A 23,557-nucleotide genomic window follows, 5' to 3' on the forward strand; every position below is an offset into this window, starting at 1 on the left:
AAGCCGAAGCCGAAGCCGAAAAATCAGACAATCCGCATCGAGTAATCCGTTGCGCGCACGTCCTTCGTCAACGCGCCGATCGAAATACGATCCACGCCGGTCTCCGCGATCGTCCGCACCGTCTCGAAGTTCACGCCGCCCGATACTTCGAGCACCGCCCGCCCCGCCGTGAGGCGCACGGCATCGCGCATGGCGTCGAACGAGAAGTTGTCGAGCAGAACGGATTGCGCACGATGCGCCAACGCCGTTTCAAGCTGCTCCAGCGTCTCCACCTCGATCTGGATCGACACGCCCGCGTTCAAGGCGAGCGCGGCGTCCATCGCCGGCCCCACTCCGCCCGCTGCCGCGATGTGGTTTTCCTTGATGAGAATGCCGTCGTAGAGCGCAAGCCGCTGGTTGGCGCCGCCGCCCACGCGCACCGCGTACTTCTGGGCGAGCCGCAGACCAGGCAAGGTCTTGCGCGTATCGAGAACGCGCGCCTGCGTATGGGCGATGGCGTCGACGTAGCGGCGCGTCGCGCTCGCCACACCTGAAAGCATTTGCAGGAAATTCAGCGCGTTGCGCTCAGCCGTGAGTAATGCGCGCGCCGGGCCGCGCAGTTTGCAAACCGTCGTGTCGGCCGTCATAAGTTCGCCTTCACGATAGCGCCACTGCACGTCGATGCGCGGATCGACGTGGTGCATCACTGCGTTGAACCACGGCACGCCGCACAACACAGCGTCCTCACGCACAATGATGCGGGCGTCGCGTAGATCGTCGGCGGGCACGAGGCGGCCGGTCTGATCGCCGGCGCCCACATCTTCCGCCAGCGCATCGGCAACATTGCGCGCGAGCGCTACGTCGAACGCCGCGCCGTATTGGGCACGCACTTCCGCAAACAACGGGGAGACCGCGTCAACCTGATACCGCGTGTATGTCTGTTCGACCGCCCCCATTACGCCGCTCCCACGTTCGAAAACAATGCCGTGTCTTTCGCGAGGTCGCCGCTCGTCTGCACCCGCTTCTTGTGACGCGCGGCGAAGTCGAGCATGCGGTCGATCGGCAAGCGCGCCCGTTCGCCCACGGCGCGATCGACAAGGATCTCGTTGTGACCACGCTCCAGCACGTCGGCCAGATTCGCCAGTCCGTTCATTGCCATCCACGGGCAATGCGCGCAACTTTTGCAGGTTGCGCTATTGCCGGCCGTCGGGGCTTCGATAAAGGTCTTGCCAGGCGCAGCCAGACGCATCTTGTACAGAATGCCGAGATCCGTCGCCACGATAAAGTGCTTCGCATCGAGCCGTTGCGCGGCGTCGATCAGTTGAGTCGTCGAGCCCACGACATCGGCCAGCGCCACAACGCTCTCCGGAGACTCGGGATGCACCAGCACCTTGGCGTCCGGATACTGTTCGCGCAGCAGATCGAGTTCAATCCCCTTGAATTCGTCGTGCACGAGGCACGAGCCCTGCCAGAGCAGCATGTCCGCGCCGGTCTTCTTCTGGATGTAGCTGCCGAGATGCCGGTCCGGCGCCCAGATAATCTTTTCGCCGCGCGCGTGCAGGTCGGCGACGATCTCGAGGCCGATCGACGACGTCACCATCCAGTCCGCCCGCGCCTTCACGGCTGCGCTGGTGTTCGCGTAGACCACCACCGTACGATCCGGATGCGCGTCACAGAATGCGGAAAACTCGTCGACGGGACAGCCCAGGTCGAGCGAGCAGGTTGCATCCAGATCCGGCATCAGCACGCGCTTGCCGGGACTGAGGATTTTCGAGGTCTCGCCCATAAAGCGCACACCGGCGACGACCAGCGTCTGCGCCTCATGATCGCGGCCGAAACGCGCCATTTCGAGCGAGTCCGCCACGCAGCCGCCGGTCTCGTCGGCGAGCTCCTGCAGCTCCGCGTCGACGTAATAGTGCGCAACGAGCACCGCCTTCTCACGCTCAAGCAACGCGCGGATACGCGCCTTCAGCGCAACCTTTTCTTCTGCCGACGGCGCCTCGGGCACCTTGGCCCACGCCTGTCCGATGCCGCAGGTCAAGCCCTGCGCCTGCGGCCGGTCGTATTCGACGCTCCTGATCGCCTGCTGATTCATGATCCCCTCTGCCCTGCTGATGCGCCGCAGATCGCCGTGCGCCTTATGCCTCGCGTCCGACGTTTTATGCGGCCCAAAAAAGCAAAACCCCGCCAACGCGGGGTTTTGTGACGAACCTGAATCTTAATAGATTTCGTGCTTAGTTTCCTGGCTCAGGCATAGCGGCGCAGACGCGTCGCAAACTCCTGGAGTGCCTTGATACCGCTTTGTTCTGCACGATGACACCAATCCTGCAATTGCACGAGCAGTTGTTCGCGCGAGGCGTTCGAACGCTCCCACATGGCTGCGAGCTCGTTACGCAACTCGATGTAGGTGCGCAGCTTCTGGCTGTTCGCGAAGATTTGCGGCAATTGACGCTTCTGCGGTTCGTCGAGGCCGGCTTCTTCCTTGTGGAACCAGCTACGTGCACCGCGCATCACCTGGTACTTTTCGCGCGCGCCCACTTCCTTCAGGTGCGCCAGTTCCTGGCGATATGCGCGCTTGAGCGCCTTACCGTAGCGGGCCATGACTTCGTAGCGGTTGGCCAGCACGGCCTGCAAGGTGTCCTGGTCCAGCACGAGCTTGCCGGTGGTCAGGCGCGGCGTGGGTGCAATCTTCTTCACCTTGGCCAGACGGAAGGCCGACATGATACGGATATACATCCAGCCGATATCGAACTCGTACCACTTGTTCGACAGCTTGGCCGACGTCGCATACGTATGGTGGTTGTTGTGCAGTTCTTCGCCACCGATCAGGATGCCCCACGGGAAAATGTTGGTGCTCGCATCAGCCGAGTTGAAGTTGCGATAGCCCCAGAAGTGCGCGAGACCATTGACAACACCCGCCGCCCAGAACGGAATCCAGATCATCTGCACGGCCCAGACCGTCAGGCCGACGAGGCCGAACAGCGCGACGTTGAGCACCATCATCAGGCTCACGCCAAGAATCGGGTACTTCGTGTAGACGTTGCGTTCCATCCAGTCGTTCGGCGTGCCGTGACTGAACTTGCGCATGGTTTCTTCGTTCTTCGCTTCGCTGCGATAGAGCTCGGCGCCTTCCAGCAACACCTTCCAGATGCCGCGCGTTTGCGGGCTGTGCGGATCTTCTTCGGTCTCGCACTTGGCGTGGTGCTTACGGTGAATCGCGGCCCATTGGCCGGTCAACATGCCTGTGGTCATCCACAGCCAGAAGCGGAAAAAATGACTGACCGCGGGATGCAGGTCGAGGGCGCGGTGCGCCTGGCAGCGGTGCAGATACACCGTCACGCCAATGATCGTGATGTGCGTCACCACGGCCGTGTACACCGCGAGTTGCCACCACGAGAAGCGCAGCAGACCGTGGGCAAGAAAATCAAGCAAGGAATTCAACAAGGCAATTTACCTGTGGAACGAGAGTGACAGGACACCAAAAGACAACACGTACAGAGTAACCGAGAGACTAACCAAAAACGCGGTGTCAAGAAAGTGAAAGCATACGAACAGATTGGACGTTATTCTACGCGAACCGTTCCAAGTGTTTGTAACAATTGGGGATTTTTTGTAGCGCATCAACCAGGGCAAACACGCTGATGCGGTATTTTTGGCGGCCTTGCAAGGCCGCACAGCCGCCTCAGGCGGCGCTGCCGGGCTCGTTGGCTGCGTCTCCGGTCAGATTTACCGGTCGCGACAGAATGTCGCCCGCGCCGACAATCCGCAGCTCGCGTTGCGCGTAGGGAATCGAAATGCCGTGCTCGCCGAACAGACGCCAGATATTGCGGTTGATCGCCGAGCGCACGCTGGAGGTGCCGGTTGCCGCGTCCTCGATCCAGAAACCCAGTTCCAGGTTGATGCCGTCCGGGCCGAATCCGACCAGATAAGGCGTCGGGGCGGGATCCAGCAGCACCCGGTCGACGCCGTGCGCAGCCTCGGCAAGCAGCGCCATGGCCTCGTCCACATCCGACGTGTACGCCACCTGAACGGCGATCTTCGCGTACCCGCGAGTCAGATAGGACGACTGGTTCTGCACGACATCGGTGATCAGCTTTTCGTTTGGAATCAGCGTTTCGATGCCGTCCAGTCCGCGCACCACCGTGTAGCGCGTGCGGATCTGCGTGACCATGCCCTGCAGGCCGCCGGTATTGATGGTGTCGCCGATCCGCAGCGAACGGTCGATCAGGATGATGAAGCCCGACACGTAATTGCTGGCGATCTTCTGCAAGCCGAAGCCAAGCCCCACCCCCAGCGCGCCGCCGAACACCCCCAGCACCGTAATGTCGATGCCCACCAGCGACAGGCTGATCAGCACCGCCGCCAGCATGAACGACGCGCGGCCGACCCGCGCCACCACCACTTTCAGGTTCGCATCGAGCGTGCGGGCGCGCATCAGCCGCTCCTCGAACGCCGAGCCGAGCCACATCGCCACCACCATCGTCACGCAGACCCACAGCAGCCCCGTCGACAGGGACAGCAGCGTCATGTGCGCATTGGCCACACGAAAGCGCACGCTGGCCATCCAGTCGAGGACGTCGTCCTGAATGCCCATCACGGTCAGCACCATGCCGACCCAGACGATCAGCGAGACGACCTTTTCGACGAAAAACAGCAGCGTATGGGCTTCGCCGTCGCTGCCGAAGACGCGCCGGGCGAAGAAGAACATCACATAGATCAGCCCGATGCCGAACAGCGGCACCAGCGCCAGGTCGAGCAGCGCCGTATGCATGAAGGGCGAGGCGACCGCCTGCGCGAGCCAGACCAGCGCCGCGCCGATCAGCGGAAAGAACGCGCGGTTCAGGCTTTCCGCGCCGAAGCGCAGCGCCTGATAGCGCGTCTGCCGGCGCAGGTCGAGCGTGCGGCGCAGCAGCCAGGCAAGCCCCCACGCGAGCAGGAGCGTGCCGAGCAGCAAGCCGACCTGCCAAAGCATCACCGGCTGACCGAAGTCGTGGCCGACGTCGCCGAACAGGTGAGAGAAGATCCGATTCTGCATGGTGGGGTAGGTGCGTCCGGCACGCCGCGACTCGTTTGCGCAACGGCCGGGCGCGCCCAGGCCGCTTAGGAGCGGCGCTCCAGCACGGCAGCGAAGAAGCCGTCGGTGGCGTGGCGGTGCGGCCACAGCGACAGGTAGTCGCCCATCTCCAGCTCGACACGCTGCTCGGCCAGCACTTCGCCCGCCGGCACCACGGCAAAGCCGGGGTGATTGGCGAGGAACTGCTCGACGATGGTTTCGTTTTCGGCTTCCAGAATGCTGCAGGTCGCGTAGACGAGCCGGCCGCCCACCTTCACGAGGCGCGCGGCGCTCGTCAGGATGGACAACTGCTTGGGCGCCAGTTCGGCGATGGATTCCGGCGACTGGCGCCATTTCAGATCAGGATTGCGCCGCAGCGTGCCGAGACCGCTGCACGGCGCATCCACCAGCACGCGGTCGATCTTGCCCGCCAGACGCTTGATCTTGGCGTCATGCTCGCTGTCGATCAGCACCGGGTTGACGTTCGACAGCCCGCTGCGCGCGAGGCGCGGCTTGAGCTTGGCGAGGCGCCGCTCGGAGATGTCGAACGCATACAGACGGCCCGAGGAGCGCATCATCGCGCCCAGCGCGAGCGTCTTGCCGCCCGCGCCGGCGCAGAAATCGACGATCATTTCGCCGCGCTTGGGCGCCACCAGCGTGCACAGCAACTGGCTGCCTTCATCCTGCACTTCGACCCAGCCGTTCTGGAACGCGTCGAGCTTGGTGAGCGGCGGCTTGCCGACCACCCGCACGCCGAACGGCGCAAACGGCGTGGCGCCGGCCTCGATGCCGGCCTTCGACAGCGCGCCGAGCACGTCGTCGCGGCTTGCCTTGATCGGATTGGCGCGCAGGTCGAGCGGCGCCGGATAGTTCAGCGCGGCGGCGAGCTGCGCCAGTTCGTCGGCTTCGAAACGCTTGGAGAGCGCCTGATAGATCCAGTCCGGCAGGTTCATGCGAATCCGCAGCGGCAGGCTCTCCGGGTCGATCTTCGCGACGTGTTCAAGCCAGTTGGACTCGCTGTCGGAGACGAACGGCTTCAGGGCCGAGCGCCCCGCCGTCTGCATCAGGCCCAGCAAGGCCATGCGGCGCGCCGGGCTGCCGGTGCCGCTTTCGGCCAGATGGGCGAACTCCATCCGCCGCCGCAACACCGCGAACACCGCTTCGGCGATGACGCCGCGCTCGCCGTGCCCGAGCTTCGGGTGGGCGCGGAAAAAACGGCTGGTGGCGGCGTCGGCGGGGCCGGCCAGCTTCAGCACGTCCGCGAGCAGCGTTTCAGTTTGTCCAATCAGAAATCCATGCAGTCTCATACGCCCTCTCCGGCGATCTTGTTGCTATTGATGTCGGCAAAGAGCCATTGCGGCTCCGGCGGCGTGAGCGTGACGCGCAGTCCGTCGAGCGCAAGGCGCCCTTCGACGAACCAGCGCACCGCGCGGGGGTAAATCGTGTGTTCGGTCTCGAGCACGCGCCCGGCCAGCGCCGCGGCGTCGTCGCCCTGCAGCACCGGCACGGCGGATTGCAGCACGATAGGCCCATGATCCAGTTCGGACGTAACAAAATGGACCGACGCGCCGTGCAGCCGCACGCCGGCGTCGAGCGCCTGCTGGTGCGTCTTGAGGCCCGTAAAGCTCGGCAGCAGCGACGGATGAACGTTCAGCATGCGGCCCGCGTAGCGGTCGACGAAGCCGGGCGTCAGCACCCGCATGAAGCCGGCAAGCGCAACCAGATCGGGCGCGAAAGCGTCGATTTCGCGTGCCAGGGCCGCGTCGAAGGTCTCGCGGTCGGGAAACTGGCGGTGGTCGACCACCGCCGTGGCAATGCCGTGCGACGCGGCGAACTCAAGGCCCGCAGCGTCTGGACGGTTGGCAATCACGGCGGCGACTTGCGCCGGCCAGCCTTCGCGCGAACAGGCGCGAACGATGGCTTCCATGTTGCTGCCCCGCCCGGAAATCAGGATGACAAGTTTTTTCATCCGCGGATTTTATCATTCGGGGACCGCCGGAACGGCGCTGCGCCGCCGTGGCTTGCTTTGAGCGTTTATAATCGTGTGTTTTGCGGAGTCCGGTCCGTCCCTGCCGGCCGCCCTTGCGGCCCGGCATGATACGTTACCGTTATGGATGCCGTCACACGTCGCCGTTACACGCCGTCCCCACACACAACGTCGCCCAACACGCTATTGTGAGAGTCTTCCGCGGTCTTCCCAATGCCGAGAGCCGTGCGCCCTGCGCACTGACCATCGGCAACTTCGACGGTGTCCACCGCGGCCATCAGGCTTTGCTCGCCCATGTGCGGGCCGCCGCCGACGCCCGCGGCCTGCCCGTTTGCGTGATGACCTTCGAGCCGCACCCGCGTGAATTCTTCAATCCGGCCGGCGCCCCGCCGCGGATCGCCATGCTGCGCGACAAGCTCGAGGCGCTGCGCACCAATGGCGTCGACCGGGTGGTGGTCGAGCATTTCAACCACACCTTCGCCAGCCAGTCGCCGGATGCGTTCGTCGAGCGGATCATCGTCAACGGCTTGCACGCGCGCTGGGTGATGATCGGCGACGACTTCCGCTATGGCTCGAAGCGCGCGGGCGATTTCGAATCGCTCAAGGCCGCCGGCCTGCAGCACGGTTTCGAAGTCGAACAGATGGCCACCGTCGCGGATCCGTCCGGTGCGCGCATCTCCAGCTCCGGCGTGCGCGCGGCCCTGATTGCCGGCGACCTCGACTCGGCGCGCGCCGCGCTGGGCCGCGATTACCTGATCAGCGGCCACGTCGTCCACGGCATGAAGCTGGGCCGCGACCTCGGCTTTCCCACGCTGAACCTGCCGATCGCCCACAAGCGCCCGGCGCTGGCGGGGATTTTCGTGGTCCGCGTGCACGGCATCGCAGCGGAGCCGTTGCCGGGCGTCGCCAGCCTCGGCTTGCGCCCCACCGTCGACGACTCCGGCCGCGTGCTGCTCGAGGTACACCTGCTCGACTGGCACGGCGACGCGTATGGCAAACTCGTACGCGTCGAATTTCTGAAGAAGCTGCGTGACGAGGAGAAGTACGTCGACCTCGAAACGCTGACCGCCGCCATCGCGCGCGACGTCGCCAACGCGCGTGCGTGGTTCGCGGCGGTGGGCACCGGTACGCCGGGCAGCCGCTCCACCGGCTTTGCCACTTCAGCCACCGACCGAATTAGATAGCCGCCGCGGTACGTGCCGGCGCTGTCAGCATCAAGCGTCGCACGTACCCTCCGCCGCGCGCATCGAAGGGCGTCCGTGGATCACGCGACATGCCTGCCGGGCGCGCAACGCCCCGCGCATCGTGCGCATATTGCGCCTTTAGTGCGCATCGAAAGAATTCACCGCGACCACACCATGAGCAACAAGAAAGCCGATTCGAAACCGCAGTCCCGATACCCGGTCAACCTGCTCGACACGCCGTTCCCGATGCGTGGCGACCTGCCCAAACGCGAGCCGCAATGGGTCAAGGAATGGCAGGAGCGCAAGGTCTACGAAACGATCCGCGCCGCCTCCAAGGGCCGCAAGAAGTTCATCCTGCACGACGGCCCGCCGTATGCGAACGGCGACATCCACCTCGGCCACGCAGTGAACAAGATCCTCAAGGACATGGTCGTCAAGTCGCGCAACATGGCGGGCTTCGACGCGGCCTACGTGCCGGGCTGGGACTGCCACGGCATGCCGATCGAAATCCAGATCGAAAAGCAGTTCGGCAAGTCGCTGCCGGCCGCCGAGGTCATGCAGAAAGCGCGCGCCTACGCCACCGAGCAGATCGAGAAGCAGAAGGTCGGCTTCCGCCGTCTGGGCGTACTCGGAGAGTGGGACAACCCGTACAAGACCATGAACTTCACGAACGAAGCCGGCGAAATCCGGGCGCTCGCGAAGATCATCGAAAAGGGCTACGTGTTCCGCGGCCTGAAGCCGGTGAACTGGTGTTTCGACTGCGGCTCGGCGCTGGCTGAGGCGGAAGTCGAGTACAAGGACAAGACCGATCCGACCATCGACGTGCTGTTCGCCTTCGCCGAGCCGGAAAAGACCGCGCAAGCATTCGGCCTCGCGGCGTTGCCGAGCAGCGAAGGCGGCATCGTGATCTGGACCACGACGCCGTGGACGATCCCCGCCAACCAGGCGCTGAACGTCCACCCGGAGATCGTCTACGCGCTGGTGGAAACGCCGCGCGGCCTGCTGATCCTCGCGCAAGAGCGTGTCGAAGCGTGCCTCAGGCAATACGGCCTCGAAGGCAGCGTCGTCGCCACCACCGCGGGCGCCAAGCTCGCCAACCTGCGTTTCCATCACCCGCTCGCTTCGGCACATCCGAGCTACAAGCGCACGGCGCCGGTCTATCTCGGCGACTACGTGACGACGGAAACCGGCACCGGCATCGTGCACTCGTCGCCCGCCTATGGCGTGGAAGACTTCGTGTCGTGCAAGGCGCACGGCATGGCCGATTCGGACATCGTCAGTCCGGTGATGGGCGACGGCCGTTATATCGAATCGCTCGCGCTGTTCGGCGGCCTGTCCATCTGGGCGGCCAATCCGAAGATCGTCGAAGCGCTTGAAGCGGCCGGCTCGCTGCTGCGCACGGAAAAGTACACGCACAGCTACATGCACTGCTGGCGCCACAAGACGCCGATCATCTACCGCGCCACCTCGCAGTGGTTCGCCGGCATGGACGTGAAGCCGAACGACACCGACAAGACGCTGCGCGAAACCGCTCTGGAAGGTATCGAGAACACGGCGTTCTATCCGTCGTGGGGCAAGCAGCGTCTGTTCAGCATGATCGCCAACCGTCCTGACTGGACGCTGTCGCGCCAACGCCAATGGGGCGTGCCGATGGCCTTCTTCGTGCACAAGGAAACCGGCGAGCTGCATCCGCGCACGCTGGCGCTGCTCGAAGAAGTCGCGCAACGCGTCGAGAAGGCCGGCATCGAAGCGTGGCAAACGCTCGATCCGCGCGAACTGCTCGGCGACGACGCCAACATGTACGAAAAGAACCGCGACACGCTCGACGTGTGGTTCGATTCCGGCACGACGCATTGGCACGTGCTGCGCGGCTCGCACAAGGACGAGCTGCAGTTCCCGGCCGACCTGTATCTGGAAGGCTCGGACCAGCACCGCGGCTGGTTCCATTCGTCGCTCCTGACGGCGTCGATGCTCGACGGCCGGCCGCCGTACAACGCGCTGCTGACGCACGGCTTCACCGTCGACGGCGAAGGCCGCAAGATGAGCAAGTCGCTTGGCAACGGCATCGATCCAGAGGAAGTGGCGAACCGTCTCGGCGCGGAAATCATCCGCCTGTGGATCGCTTCGACCGACTACTCGGGCGAGCTGGCTATCTCCGAGGAAATCCTGAAGCGCGTGACGGAAGGCTACCGCCGCATCCGCAATACGCTGCGCTTCCTGCTCGCGAATCTGTCGGACTTCGACTTCGAGAAACACGCGCGTCCGGAAGAAGACTGGCTCGAGATCGACCGTTATGCGGTGGCGCTGTCGGCCAATCTGCAGACGGACATCCTCGCGCACTACGACAAGTACGAGTTCCACCCGGTCGTGGCCAAGCTGCAGACGTTCTGCTCGGAAGACCTCGGCGGTTTCTACCTCGACGTGCTGAAGGACCGCCTGTACACCACGGCGGCCGATTCCGTCGCCCGCCGCGCCGCACAGACCGCGCTGTATCACATCGCCCACGGCCTGCTGCGCATCATGGCGCCGTTCCTGTCGTTCACCGCGGAAGAAGCGTGGAAGGTGTTCCAGCCGAACAGCGAAACCATCTTCACGGAGACGTATCACGCCTATCCGGAAGTCGCGGATGCCGCCGCGCTGCTCGACAAGTGGACGCTGCTGCGCGCGGTGCGCAGCGACGTCACCAAGGCGCTGGAAGAAGCGCGCGTCGCGAACCTGATCGGCTCGTCGCTGCAGGCGGAAGTCGAAATCCGCGCGAGCGGCGCGCGTCATGACGCGCTGGCGAGCCTCGGCGCGGATCTGAAGTTCGTGCTGATCACGTCCTCGGCGACGGTCGTGAAGGTGGCGAGCGAAGCGGACGAAGGCGTCGAAGTGAGCGCCTCGAAGTATCTGAAGTGCGAACGCTGCTGGCACTACCGCGCGGACGTCGGCGAGAACGCTGAGCACCCCACGCTGTGCGGCCGGTGCTTCAGCAACCTGTTCGGAAGCGGCGAAACGAGGAGCGCGGCATAATGGCAAGAACCCTGTCGAAACCCGCCAGCGGTTCGCTGGCACCGTGGCTTGGCGTGGCGCTGATCGTCATCCTGTTTGATCAGCTCACGAAAATCGCTATCCAGAAGGTGTTTGCCTACGGCGTCCCGCATGCGGTCGCGCCGTTTTTCAACCTCATTCTGGTGTACAACCGCGGCGCCGCCTTCAGCTTCCTCGCCATGGCGGGTGGTTGGCAGCGCTGGGCCTTCACGGGCCTTGGCGTGGTCGCGGCGCTGGTGATTTGCTACCTGCTCAAGCGTCACGGCGGGCAGAAGCTGTTCTGCACCGCCCTGGCGCTGATTCTCGGCGGGGCGCTCGGTAACGTGATCGACCGGCTGGCTTATGGCCACGTGATCGACTTCCTCGATTTCCACGTGGGCAGCTGGCACTGGCCGGCGTTCAACCTCGCCGACAGCGCGATTACGATCGGCGCGATACTGCTCGTGCTCGACGAATTGCGGCGCGTGCGCGGCTCGCGCTAACGCCGCGAGTTTCGGGGCCGGCGCGCCTGGCCGGCCATCATGCTTTGTCTCGGAGGCTTGCGTTGGCAACCGCAGAACTCGCAGGAAAACATCTCGTCCTCGGCCTCTCGGGCGGGATTGCCTGCTACAAGATCGCCGAACTCACGCGCCTGCTGACCAAGGCAGGCGCAACCGTGCAGGTCGTCATGACCGAAGCGGCGACGCAATTCATCACGCCGGTCACCATGCAGGCGCTATCGGGCCGTCCGGTCTACAGCAGCCAGTGGGACGGGCGCGTGCCGAACAACATGGCGCACATCGACCTGTCGCGTGAAGCGGATGCGATCGTGATTGCGCCGGCTTCGACCGATTTCCTCGCCAAACTGGCACATGGCATGGCCGACGACCTGCTGTCGACGCTGTGCGTCGCACGCGATTGTCCGCTGCTGGTCGTGCCGGCGATGAACCGTCAGATGTGGCAAAACCCGGCCACACAGCGCAACGTCGCGCAACTGCGCGCGGACGGCGTTGAAGTGCTCGGGCCGGATTCCGGTCCGCAAGCCTGCGGTGAAGTGGGCGATGGCCGGATGCTCGAAGCCGCCGCCACCTACGAGGCGATCGCTTCGTTCTTCCAGCCGAAGATTCTCGCCGGCCGCCGCGTGCTGCTGACCGCCGGCCCCACCTTCGAACCGCTGGATCCGGTGCGCGGCATCACCAACCGCTCGAGCGGCAAGATGGGTTTCGCGCTGGCGCGCGCGGCCCAGCAGGCCGGCGCCGACGTGCATCTGGTAGCCGGTCCGGTCGCGCTCGAAACACCGTGGGGCGTGATCCGCGAGGACGTGCAAACCGCGCAGCAGATGCACGATGCGGTGATGCGCGCCGTGCCCGACTACGACATCTTTATCGGCGTGGCGGCGGTCGCCGACTGGCGCGTCGATCATGTCAGCGAACACAAGATCAAGAAGACCGCTGAGCGTGCCATGCCCACGTTCAGCTTCGTCGAAAATCCGGACATCCTTGCCGCAGTGGCGAAGCTGCCTCACCCGCCTTTCTGCGTCGGTTTTGCGGCGGAAAGCGGCGACCTGGAAGTCCACGGCGAAGAAAAGCGCGTGCGCAAGAATGTGCCGCTGCTGATCGGCAATCTGGGCCCATTGACCTTCGGCCTCGACGACAACGAAGTGGTCCTGTTCGAGGCCGGCGCCGCGACGAAGCTGCCGCGCGCGGACAAGCAGGCGCTCGCGAGCGCATTGATTGCCGAAATCGCGAAGCGGCTGCCCGATACGAGCCTGATCCGGTAACGCTCGGGCAACTGAGCAGTCCTCTTTGCCGGAACCTTGAGTCACACTGGAGCAGTACTGTCATGACGCTACTATCCGTGCTCGATCAAACGCCCGTGATCGACGGGCACTCAGTGGCGGACGCGATCGCCGCCACCGTTGAACTCGCGCAGCTCGCCGACGATCTCGGCTACACGCGCTACTGGTGCGCCGAGCATCACGGGCTGCGCGGCGTGTCGAACCCCTGCCCCGAGGTGATGCTGGCGCGCCTTGGCAGCGTCACGCAACGGATTCGCCTCGGCTCCGGCGGCGTGATGCTGCCGTACTACAGCCCGTTCAAGGTCGCCGAGCAGTTCATGATGCTCGAAGCGCTGTTTCCCAATCGCATCGACCTCGGCGTCGGCCGCGCGCCTGGCGGCGATATGCGCACGGCACAGGCCGTCGCCGCCGGCGACTACAACCGTGGCGACATCTTCCCGCAGCAGGTCGCCGATCTGGTCGGGCTGATGAAGGGCACGCTGCCGGCCGATCACGTCGCACAGGGTGTGCTGCTGCAGCCGCAGGTCGAGACTCGCCCGCAGTTATGGGTGCTGGGTTCGAGCGAATTCGGTGGACTGCTCGCCGCGCAACTCGGCATTCGCTTCGCGTTCGCGCATTTCATCAACGCGCATTTCGGCCATCAGGTGGCGCACGCGTATCGCGAGCGCTTCAAGGCCGGTAACGAAGCGCAGCCCTATCTGGCCGCCGCTGTATTCGTGATCTGCGCCGACACCGAACAGGAAGCGGCCGATCTGGAAAAAGCCGTCGATCTGCGCCGCGTGCAGATGGCCTATGGTCTGAACGCACCGATTCCCAACATCGAACAAGGCCTTGCCCAGGAGTACGGCGAACGCGAAAAGCTGGTGATCGACCGCGAGAAGCCACGCAGCATCATCGGCACGCCGGAGCAGGTGACCGAGCGCATGCTCGACCTGCAGGCGCAGTTCCAGGCCGACGAGCTGGTGGTGCTGACCGTAGCGGGCAGTTACCGCGCGCGGCTGCGTTCGTACGAACTTCTTGCCGACGCGTTCCAGCTCGGACGCTAAAGCAACGCTGAGCCTTTCCCCTCTTCCCACCCATTGATTCGAACTGCATGAAACTCGACCTGAAGATTCTCGACGCGCGCATGCGCGACCAACTCCCGGCATACGCCACGACCGGTAGCGCGGGCCTCGATCTGCGCGCGTGCCTCGACGAACCGCTGACGCTGCAACCCGGCGAAACGGCGCTGGTGCCGACGGGTCTGGCAATTCACGTGGGCGATTCGGGATATGCAGCGCTGATCCTGCCGCGCTCGGGGCTGGGACATAAGCACGGTATCGTGCTCGGTAATCTGGTGGGGCTGATCGACTCGGATTACCAGGGGCAACTGATGATCTCAACATGGAATCGCGGACAGACCACGTTCACGCTGAATCCGATGGAGCGGCTGGCGCAACTCGTGATCGTGCCGGTGGTGCAGGCCGAATTCAACATCGTCGACGATTTCGAAACCAGCGAGCGTGGCGCGGGTGGGTTCGGGAGTACCGGCAAGCACTGAGGTTTTTTCTAAAGCGCTCGTACCTGGCAGAGGCGGTACAGTTGACACCGCGCCTATCTGACTGACGCGCATAAAAAAACGGCGCGGGCTTTTAGGCCCGCGCCGTTTTGCTTTGCTAGCTACGTAGCGCTAAGCGCTTATTCGACTTCGATCGCTTCCGGATTCGGATTACGCGGCGCCGGTTGCTCGTCGAACGTGAGCTGCACCTTGTCTTCCGCATCCACGTCGACTGTCACACGGCCGCCGCTCATCAGCTTGCCGAACAGCAGTTCGTCCGCCAGTGCACGACGGATCGTGTCCTGGATCAGACGCTGCATCGGACGCGCGCCCATCAGCGGATCGAAACCGTGCTTGGCGAGATGCTTGCGCAGCGCGTCGGTGAAGAGCGCGTCCACCTTCTTCTCGTGCAACTGGTCTTCGAGCTGCATCAGGAACTTGTCGACCACACGCATGATGATTTCCTCATCGAGCGAGCGGAAGCTGATGGTTGCGTCCAGACGGTTACGGAACTCCGGCGTGAACATGCGCTTGATGTCGACCATTTCGTCGCCGGTTTCGCGGCGCGTCGTGAAGCCGATCACCGACTTGCCCATTGCCTCGGCACCCGCGTTCGTCGTCATGATGATGATGACGTTGCGGAAATCTGCCTTGCGACCGTTGTTGTCCGTCAGCGTGCCGTGGTCCATCACCTGCAGCAGCACGTTGTAGATGTCTGGATGCGCCTTTTCGATTTCATCGAGCAGCAGCACGCAATGCGGCTTCTTCGTCACGGCTTCGGTCAGCAGACCGCCCTGATCGAAACCGACATAGCCCGGCGGCGCGCCGATCAAACGGCTCACCGCATGACGCTCCATGTACTCGGACATGTCAAAGCGGATCAGCTCGATACCCAGCGTGAACGCCAGTTGCTTCGCCACTTCGGTCTTGCCGACACCCGTCGGACCGGAGAACAGGAACGCGCCGATCGGCTTGTCCAGCTTGCCGAGGCCTGCGCGCGCCATCTTGATCGCGGCCGACAGCGCGTCGATGGCCGGGTCTTGCCCGAACACCACGCTCTTCAGGTCGCGGTCCAGCGTCTGCAGCTTGCTGCGATCGTCTTGCGACACGCTTTGCGGCGGGACACGCGCGATCTTCGAGATGATTTCCTCAATCTCGCCCTTGCCGATGGTCTTCTTCTGCTTCGACTTCGGCAGGATGCGTTGTGCCGCGCCGGCTTCGTCGATCACGTCGATGGCCTTGTCCGGCAGATGACGATCCGTGATGAAGCGTGCCGACAGCTCAGCAGCCGCCGACAGCGCACCCGACGAGTACTTCACGCCGTGATGCTCTTCGAAGCGCGACTTCAGGCCGCGCAGGATCGCCACCGTCTGTTCGACGGTCGGCTCGGTCACATCCACTTTCTGGAAGCGGCGTGACAGGGCCGCATCTTTTTCGAAGATGCCGCGGTATTCGGTGAACGTCGTCGCGCCGATGCACTTGAGCGTGCCCGACGACAACGCCGGCTTCAGCAGATTCGACGCGTCCAGCGTACCGCCCGAGGCCGCGCCTGCGCCGATCAGCGTATGAATTTCGTCGATGAACAGGATGGCATGCGGACGTTCCTTCAATTCCTTGAGGACCGTCTTCAGGCGTTGCTCGAAATCGCCGCGATACTTCGTGCCGGCCAGCAACGCGCCCATGTCGAGCGAGTACACCTGGGCGTCGGCCAGAATATCCGGCACTTCGCCGCGCGTAATGCGCCAGGCGAGCCCTTCGGCGATCGCCGTCTTGCCGACGCCGGCCTCACCGACCAGTAGCGGATTGTTCTTGCGCCGGCGGCACAGCACCTGCACCACGCGCTCGACTTCCGACTCGCGACCGATCAGCGGATCGATGCGGCCGTCTTTCGCCATCTGGTTCAGGTTCTGCGTGAATTGGGCGAGCGGCGTTTCTTTCTGCGCGGCCGCTTCGTCAGACTCGGCGTTGGCATCGCTCGCCTTGGCGGCGTCGGTGCTGCTGGTCTTGGCAATGCCGTGCGAGATGAAATTCACCACGTCCAGACGCGTCACACCCTGCTGTTGCAGGTAGTAGACCGCGTGCGAATCCTTTTCGCCGAAGATCGCCACCAGCACGTTCGCGCCGGTCACTTCCTTCTTGCCGTTCGAGGTGGACTGCACATGCATGATGGCACGCTGGATCACGCGCTGGAAACCCAGCGTGGGCTGCGTGTCGACGTCGTCCGTGCCAGGCACGGTTGGCGTGTTGTCATGAATGAAGTTGCGCAGGTTCTGGCGCAGATCCTCGATGTTGGCCGCGCAGGCGCGTAACACCTCTGCCGCCGTCGGATTGTCCAACAGGGCCAGTAAAAGATGTTCGACCGTAATGAACTCGTGCCGCGCCTGGCGTGCTTCCATGAACGCCATGTGCAAGCTGACTTCCAGTTCCTGGGCAATCATGCTTCCTCCATCACACACTGCAGCGGATGCCCGGCCTGCCGTGCGTGGGTAACGACTTGCTCGACTTTGGTCGACGCGATGTCCCGCGTATAGACCCCACAAACTCCCCTGCCTTCGCGATGCACCTTCAGCATAATCTGCGTTGCGGTTTCACGATCTTTATTGAAGTATTCCTGCACGATCATCACGACAAATTCCATTGGCGTGAAGTCGTCGTTCAACAGCACCACCTTATACATGGAGGGCGGTTTCAGCTTTTTTTCCTGCCGCTCCAGTACGGTGCCGTCCTGCTTGTCCGGGATAATTGCCATACACCCATTCTAAACAACTCGCACAGGCCCGCAATCCTGTCAAAACCCGACCGGCTGGCCGGCGTTCCCATTCGCCTCCACATGACGGCACTGCCTGTCACGCGTGCGCCTTGCACGGAGCCGATTGCGGAGCCGGCCCTCCTGGAATTTCGTTGCTTCTGCTGTTGCAGTGCACTTGGATCGAGTATCGCACAACCTGCCGCAGCAAGCTGAACGTGTGCGCGGCAGCCTCCCGCAAAACGCCGGGCTGCCCCAAGTTTGCTGGCCCCGAGGGGCCTCGCGCGAAGAGACAGGTCCGGGGCGCTCGCGCGCCACCTGATCCTGATACGGTAAGACTTGCGGGAGCACCGACCCGCAGAACAGCATGTGAGTCGATTATGCGACTTTTCAAGACGGGACGCTTGCGCCACCGCACATAAGAAAAGCGGTAAAAACCCTGGAAATGGGATGTTTGCAACGCCGTTGGAGGCGTCTCAAAATTTTCTTGACACTCGAATAAAGAGCCTCAACAATCAAGCTGGCACTTTTTTCAGTCAGCCACAAATTCGAAAAAATGCCGATGGTGAGCTTGTGAGGAGGGAGCGGCTGCAGACTGCGGCCGTTAAGCTTTTCGAGGGCTCGTGGTGGTGTCATGAGTTACAGGGGAAGTAGGTATGGCAACTGGTACGGTCAAATGGTTCAATGACGCGAAAGGTTTCGGATTCATTACGCCCGACGAAGGCGGTGAGGATCTGTTTGCACACTTTTCGGCCATCCAGATGAATGGGTTCAAAACCCTGAAGGAAGGTCAAAAGGTCAGCTTTGAGGTCGTGCAAGGCCCCAAAGGCAAGCAGGCATCGAACATCCAGGCCGCTGCCTGAATCTGTTCGATACCCGTACCCTGGAAACCCGGCTTCGTGCCGGGTTTCTTCATTCTGGGGACGCGTTTTGCGCGGCCCGCGTTGCCGGCGTTGCGCGCGGGCCATCCGCGGGTCGGGTTGGGCGCGCCGTCAGATCACTTTAAGCATGCCCATCATGCCGAGGTCCTCGTGTTCGAGGATGTGGCAGTGGAACATCCGCTCGCCCGCCTGGTTCTGCATCGTAGCGATGCGCACCGTTTCACCCGGTTGCACGTTGACGGTATCGCGCCACGCCAGATAAGGCTCAGGTGTCACGACACCCTCCTGTTCGCGCTCGAGTATCTGAAATTGCGTGCCGTGCAGATGGAACGGGTGATCCATATCCGTGCGGTTTTCAATCGACCAGCGTTCGACCTCGCCGCGGCGGCTGGTCAGCGTGATGCGCCGGGGATCGAAGCTCGCGCCGTTGATCATGAAGGTCATGCCGGCAGGCATGCCGTTGCGGGATGCGCCGGGACGGTGCATCGCGGCCATGTCCATCCGCTCCGAAAACACCACGGATTTTTGGCTGACGGGCGCTCCGAGTGGGGATATCTCACGCAGCGTCGTGGGAATGGCTACCGCGCGACCGGGCGCGTTTGGCGTGCGCGGTTCGAACTGCACGTCGGCAAGCGGGTGGGCGGAATCGGGCGGCAGGCTGCCGTGCGACATGGCCATCTTGCGGCGGTCGTAGACCTCGGCGCTCAGGATTGCGCGCGCAGACTGGGCAGACGTCGCGGACCGGTCTGGCTGCGCAGATTCGCCGGATTGCGGCTGTCCTTCGGGCTCGCGCGTCCCCCCGACGCTCCGGACAATCAACTCTGCACGCTCGCCGGGCGCCAGCAACAGCTCGGTCAGGCCTTCGCGCGCCTGCTGCAGCAGGCCACCGTCCGTCCCCACTTGCGCAAAGGTGCGCCCCTTCCCTAGCGACAATCTCAGATAGCGGGCATTGCAGGCATTCCATACGCGCCAGCGTTCGTCCGCCGCCATCACGATGAGCGGACGCCGCGCGCCGTTGACCAGCACGAACTGCCCTTCGCGGCCGTTCATCCAGTCCATCATGTCGTTCGGCGCAATCGTGCCGTCGCTCGCGAGCTTCAGATCGGAGAAGAACAGATGGCGCTCGGGCCAGCCGGCGAGCGGATCGACGGCCGCGCGGACCACGATCGGCCCCGCGAGTCCGCGAAACACCTGTTCGGCCGACATCATATGCGGATGAGGGTGATACCAGTAAGTGCCGGCGCTGCCCGGCGGCAGTGTGAAGCGGTAGATGCGCGAGGCGCCCGGCGCGACCGGGTCCGACGGATTGCCGTCCTGGTCCGGCGGCACCGGCAAACCGTGCCAATGGATCGTCGACGCTTGTGGCAAGCGGTTCACGAAGCGGATTTCAACCGTGTCACCCTCGCGCACATCGATCAGCGGTCCGACAACCTGGCCTTGCATGGCCGCGGTGTCCGGATGGTCGCCGGCCTGTCCGTACTGCCAGAAGGTCGTCGGGTGGCCGGGCATGAGCGTATGTTGCGCCGGTTGCGCGACCAGCGTGGCCCGGAACACGCCCGCCTCACGGCTTTCGTTGACCAGCGTGCGCAATGCGGCAAGCGGCGCGCCGGACGGCAACGCGTCGGGCGCGGCCAGCGCCGCGGCGCCCGGTGTGCGGCCTTGCGCCATGCCGGGCATCCCCGGCATATCGGACATGCCTTGCATGCCCGACATGTCGTGCATCCCATGCGCCGCGTCTTGCGCAAGCGCATGACGTCCAAACAGCGACGCCGCGGCGACACTCAGCGCGCGGACGAGAAATTCCCTGCGAATCATCGATCGTTTCCTCTGTTGGAGCACGCGCAGAGCAGCCTGCTCAAGGCGCGCCATCGTTCCGGGCCCGCATGGCGGGCCATACGGGTCAGCAAGCGTCGTCTGTACATGATCATGGACAGACGATGCCGGAAACGATCAGCCGATGGGCGGCGGTACAGGAGGAGCGTGGGTCACGCCGTCACGCCGTGGCTCGGCAAACGGCGGAGGAAGCGTGGTGTCGAGTGAACGCGGTTCGAAACGCGCGGTGGTTAACACAGCACCGCAATGAACGCCGCACGCAGACATGCAGCAGGCGCAGTGGCCATGATCGCGACCACAAGGCGGCTCTCCCGCCACCGCCGTTTCACAGTGGAAAGACAAGCTGGGCGCGCTATGCAACAACGCGCCCCGATTGCTCGCGACTCCCGCCATCTGCATGGCGACGCCCTTGCCCTGCATAGGCATGACATGCTCGTGTGCAAACGCGCCTTGCATGGCTAGCAAGGCAAGGGAAAGCACGATGAGGAATCGCCTGAGACAGATCATGGCGGAAGGTGTCGCGCGTCGCGTGTGCGGGTAGTGGATCGAAGCATCATAGCGCAGAGTGCATGGCCTCCTGATACCCCGTTGACGAGCGCGCCAAACGAACAACGCCAAAACCATGCCTCAGCAGCCCCGGCCGCCTTGCAGCGTCGGGCTTGTGCGTTCAGGCTACCGGCGAGCGCCCTCTTGCCTCGCCCCGAGACGGCTCGCGGAGCGCTGCAGTTTCAGACTGCGCGCGAGATCGCCCCGAAACACGGCTACACCCTGATGGGTAAAGTTCGACCGCGTATCGACCGCCGGCGTGATGCCAATGCTCTCGATGCGCCGGCAGAACGCGTAGTCCTCGGACAGGTACACGCGCGTTTGCGGATCGATCATCGTGTCGAAGAACGAATAGTGAAGAGACGCCGCCACGCCCGCATCGTCGTCCTCGCGACCCTGCATCCGCGTGCGGCAGTGAAGCTCCGGAAAGCGCTGGATCAAGGCGCGAAACACCTCGCGCTTGATGAGCATGAATCCGGTGGGCGCGTAGAGGACATCCAGAAAGCCATCCGCGTCGGGCTCGAGCTTGCCGGTGCGCGCCACGGCCGGGTAAGTCGCGAAGCGGGCCTGAAAATCGGCCTTGGTGGTGCCGACCGCCAAAGGTTCGGACAAACCGGAACGCGGCCAGCCGTCCGATTTCAGCGGATACACGCCCGCCACCACCGGCCGGTCCGCCTTCAGAAGCCGCACCACATCGGCACCCTTGAAACCGATGTCGCCGTCAATCCACATCAGATGCGTGAAGCGGCTGTCCGCGAGGAACTCGGCGACCATCGTGTTGCGGGCGCGAGTAATGAGGCTATCGAAGCTGTTGAAATGCGTCTGCAGACCGAACCCATAACGCTCGGAGGTCTCGTACAGGTCAAGGAGGCCAAGGACATAGTCCGTCGCGACCACCGAGCCATAGCTGGGTGTCGCCACATAAACATTCGCGCGAATCTTCTCGTCCGTCATTCTCTTCCTCTTCGAATATCGAGCGCGCCATGGTGCGGCCAAACCAGCGCCGACGACGCACGTACCAAAGTCGCAAACTTATATCAGAGGGGGTGATTTCGAACCATACGAGCCGAGGCTCTGCGGTTTATCAGGATGTTTTTTTAAGATGACCAATCAGCCTGTAGTCCGTCCTATCGGACTCAAACGAAAAATTAAGAATACCGAATTATTTTTATTTATGAACAGGGCATTAAAACATGGGAGCTGATGCGTCGAGTGATGCAGAGCAACCGTTGTGGGGTCTGCGAAGCTCGTTTGTGAGATGGAGTACTGGATACCCCCTGCGACAATTCGTCGCAGCGGAGACAGCGGCGCTTGCGACGGCGCATTGCCTGGCGGACCGTCAGTCTGAGCCCCATTCCTTCGCCTGATATTTCGTCATCCATAAGGAATCGCCGGAAGGTAACGAGGTCGCATCCACCTGGACATGCTGGTCACGCTGGCGGTACGCGCCGGCCTGCATCCGCGCGTGGCGCTCGAGGCCGCGTGATACACGCTCGATTAAAAAAACCCCGGATGCCACAGGCATACCGGGGTTTCTGAGTGAGCCGGCAACAAGCCGAACTTCACGCTCACATATTCTCGATCAACACCTGACCAAAGCCCGAACACGACACTTGCGTCGCACCTTCCATCAGACGCGCGAAGTCGTAGGTGACGCGCTTTTGCAGAATCGACGCTTCCATCGACTTGATGATGATGTCCGCCGCTTCGAACCAGCCGAGGTGGCGCAGCATCATTTCCGCCGAGAGAATTTCCGAGCCTGGATTCACGTAGTCCTTGCCCGCGTATTTCGGCGCCGTGCCGTGGGTGGCTTCGAACATCGCCACCGAATCCGACAGGTTGGCGCCCGGCGCAATCCCGATACCGCCCACCTGCGCCGCGAGCGCATCCGAAACATAGTCGCCGTTCAGGTTCAGCGTGGCGATCACGTCGTATTCGGCCGGACGCAGCAGGATCTGCTGCAGGAATGCGTCGGCAATCACGTCCTTGACGACAATGTCGCTACCCGTCTTCGGGTTCTTGAACTTCATCCACGGGCCGCCGTCCACCAGTTCCGCGCCGAATTCCTTCTGCGCCAGCGCGTAGCCCCAGTCACGGAACGCGCCTTCGGTGAACTTCATGATGTTGCCCTTGTGCACCAGCGTGAGCGAGCGGCGATCGTTGTCGATCGCGTACTGCAGCGCCTTGCGCACCAGACGTTCCGTGCCCTCCTGCGACACCGGCTTGATGCCGATGGCCGACGTCTCCGGGAAACGGATCTTCTTCACACCCATTTCTTCGCGCAGGAACTTGATGACCTTCTTGGCCTGTTCGGAACCCGCGGCCCATTCGATACCGGCGTAGATGTCTTCCGAGTTCTCGCGGAAGATCACCATGTTGGTCTTTTCCGGTTCACGCACCGGCGAAGGCACGCCCTTGAAGTACTGCACCGGGCGCAGGCAGACGTACAGATCCAGTTCCTGGCGCAGCGCCACGTTCAGCGAGCGGATGCCGCCACCCACCGGCGTTGTGAGCGGGCCCTTGATCGACACCACGTATTCCTTCACCACGGCCAGCGTTTCTTCCGGCAGCCACACGTCCGGACCATAGACACGGGTCGCCTTCTCGCCGGCAAAGACTTCCATCCAATGGATCTTCTTCTTGCCGGCGTAGGCTTTCTCGACCGCCGCATCGACCACCTTGATCATGACCGGCGTGATGTCGGTACCCGTACCGTCGCCTTCGATGTACGGAATGATCGGTTGGTCAGAAACATTGAGCGAGTAGTCTGCGTTGACAGTGATCTTGTCTCCGCCCGTCGGAACCTTGATGTGCTGATACGGCATGATCGGACTCCAGTGATGGCTGTTCTGGTGAAGCAGATGGGGACTGCGGAACTGGGCGCTCCTCGTTACGCGCAATGCCGAACGCCTGCAAGCGGCCGAACGGCCATTCTAGCCCACGGTGAAGACCACAGGCGCCGGCCGCGGCCTGGGGTTTTCAGGCAGGGCGAGGCAACGATAGC

18 protein-coding genes are annotated in these 23,557 nt (G+C 63.3%); 7 read left to right on the top strand and 11 right to left on the bottom strand.

Going from position 1 to position 23,557, the window contains the following annotated elements; translation table 11 throughout:
* Nucleotides 1-23: 23 nt before the first annotated feature.
* From nadC to purN, 6 genes are all read right to left on the bottom strand, one after another.
* Nucleotides 24-935 carry a carboxylating nicotinate-nucleotide diphosphorylase gene (gene nadC / locus BUS12_RS27725; protein WP_074300571.1) on the bottom strand — a complete coding sequence of 304 codons (912 nt, stop codon included), beginning with the start codon at nt 933-935 and terminating at the stop codon, nt 24-26.
* Complete coding sequence (gene nadA, locus BUS12_RS27730) at nt 935-2,074, bottom strand: quinolinate synthase NadA (RefSeq protein WP_074300572.1); 1,140 nt, start codon at nt 2,072-2,074, stop codon at nt 935-937. Before nadA ends, nadC begins: the two co-directional genes overlap by 1 nt.
* A 152-nt stretch (nt 2,075-2,226) precedes the next feature.
* Nucleotides 2,227-3,423: a DesA family fatty acid desaturase gene (locus BUS12_RS27735; RefSeq protein ID WP_074300573.1), complete on the bottom strand. Its 1,197-nt coding sequence runs from the start codon at nt 3,421-3,423 to the stop codon at nt 2,227-2,229.
* A 238-nt stretch (nt 3,424-3,661) separates the two neighbouring features.
* Entirely contained in the window at nt 3,662-5,014 is a 1,353-nt protein-coding gene (locus BUS12_RS27740) for a mechanosensitive ion channel family protein (protein WP_074300574.1), read from the bottom strand.
* 65 nt (nt 5,015-5,079) lie between these two features.
* Nucleotides 5,080-6,339, bottom strand: a complete 1,260-nt coding sequence (locus BUS12_RS27745; RefSeq protein WP_074300575.1) for an RsmB/NOP family class I SAM-dependent RNA methyltransferase — start codon at nt 6,337-6,339, stop codon at nt 5,080-5,082.
* Complete coding sequence (gene purN, locus BUS12_RS27750; protein ID WP_074300576.1) at nt 6,336-7,001, bottom strand: phosphoribosylglycinamide formyltransferase; 666 nt, start codon at nt 6,999-7,001, stop codon at nt 6,336-6,338. The genes BUS12_RS27745 and purN overlap by 4 nt, the downstream gene beginning before the upstream one ends.
* Nucleotides 7,002-7,207: 206 nt before the next feature.
* Between purN and BUS12_RS27755 the strand changes: the two genes are divergently transcribed.
* The 6 genes from BUS12_RS27755 (at nt 7,208) to dut (ending at nt 14,550) form a co-directional block, all read left to right on the top strand.
* Nucleotides 7,208-8,203, top strand: a complete 996-nt coding sequence (locus BUS12_RS27755) for a bifunctional riboflavin kinase/FAD synthetase (protein ID WP_074300577.1) — start codon at nt 7,208-7,210, stop codon at nt 8,201-8,203.
* A 174-nt stretch (nt 8,204-8,377) separates the two neighbouring features.
* Nucleotides 8,378-11,215 (top strand): isoleucine--tRNA ligase, encoded by a 2,838-nt coding sequence (ileS, locus tag BUS12_RS27760; RefSeq protein ID WP_074301744.1) that lies wholly within the window; start codon nt 8,378-8,380, stop codon nt 11,213-11,215.
* On the top strand, nt 11,215-11,715 hold the full coding sequence (gene lspA / locus BUS12_RS27765; protein ID WP_074300578.1) for a signal peptidase II: 501 nt from the start codon (nt 11,215-11,217) through the stop codon (nt 11,713-11,715). The genes ileS and lspA overlap by 1 nt, the downstream gene beginning before the upstream one ends.
* Before the next feature lie 62 nt (nt 11,716-11,777).
* The gene (gene coaBC / locus BUS12_RS27770; RefSeq protein ID WP_074300579.1) at nt 11,778-12,992 is read left to right on the top strand and encodes a bifunctional phosphopantothenoylcysteine decarboxylase/phosphopantothenate--cysteine ligase CoaBC; all 1,215 of its coding nucleotides are present in this window, start codon (nt 11,778-11,780) and stop codon (nt 12,990-12,992) included.
* Nucleotides 12,993-13,054: 62 nt separating this feature from the next.
* A complete protein-coding gene (locus BUS12_RS27775; protein ID WP_074300580.1) occupies nt 13,055-14,056 on the top strand; it encodes an LLM class flavin-dependent oxidoreductase in 1,002 nt (333 codons plus the stop codon).
* A gap of 47 nt (nt 14,057-14,103) precedes the next feature.
* Nucleotides 14,104-14,550, top strand: a complete 447-nt coding sequence (gene dut, locus BUS12_RS27780) for a dUTP diphosphatase (protein WP_074300581.1) — start codon at nt 14,104-14,106, stop codon at nt 14,548-14,550.
* A 137-nt stretch (nt 14,551-14,687) separates the two neighbouring features.
* Here dut and clpA read toward each other — a convergent pair whose 3' ends face one another.
* On the bottom strand, nt 14,688-16,985 hold the full coding sequence (clpA, locus tag BUS12_RS27785) for an ATP-dependent Clp protease ATP-binding subunit ClpA (protein WP_074300582.1): 2,298 nt from the start codon (nt 16,983-16,985) through the stop codon (nt 14,688-14,690).
* Nucleotides 16,982-17,296, bottom strand: a complete 315-nt coding sequence (gene clpS / locus BUS12_RS27790; RefSeq protein WP_074300583.1) for an ATP-dependent Clp protease adapter ClpS — start codon at nt 17,294-17,296, stop codon at nt 16,982-16,984. Before clpS ends, clpA begins: the two co-directional genes overlap by 4 nt.
* Nucleotides 17,297-17,949: 653 nt before the next feature.
* On the opposite strand from clpS, the gene cspD reads away from it, so the two are divergent.
* Nucleotides 17,950-18,156 (top strand): cold shock domain-containing protein CspD, encoded by a 207-nt coding sequence (cspD, locus tag BUS12_RS27800; RefSeq protein ID WP_017776809.1) that lies wholly within the window; start codon nt 17,950-17,952, stop codon nt 18,154-18,156.
* A gap of 129 nt (nt 18,157-18,285) precedes the next feature.
* Here cspD and BUS12_RS27805 read toward each other — a convergent pair whose 3' ends face one another.
* The 3 genes from BUS12_RS27805 to icd form a co-directional block, all read right to left on the bottom strand.
* Nucleotides 18,286-19,989 (bottom strand): multicopper oxidase family protein, encoded by a 1,704-nt coding sequence (locus tag BUS12_RS27805; RefSeq protein ID WP_074300585.1) that lies wholly within the window; start codon nt 19,987-19,989, stop codon nt 18,286-18,288.
* Between the two features lie 690 nt (nt 19,990-20,679).
* Complete coding sequence (locus tag BUS12_RS27810) at nt 20,680-21,507, bottom strand: hypothetical protein (protein WP_074300586.1); 828 nt, start codon at nt 21,505-21,507, stop codon at nt 20,680-20,682.
* Between the two features lie 614 nt (nt 21,508-22,121).
* Nucleotides 22,122-23,378, bottom strand: coding sequence for an NADP-dependent isocitrate dehydrogenase (icd, locus tag BUS12_RS27815; protein ID WP_074300587.1), 1,257 nt, complete (start codon nt 23,376-23,378; stop codon nt 22,122-22,124).
* Nucleotides 23,379-23,557: the final 179 nt, after the last annotated feature.

The organism is Paraburkholderia phenazinium (assembly GCF_900142845.1).
In the GTDB taxonomy this organism is placed as follows: domain Bacteria; phylum Pseudomonadota; class Gammaproteobacteria; order Burkholderiales; family Burkholderiaceae; genus Paraburkholderia; species Paraburkholderia phenazinium_A.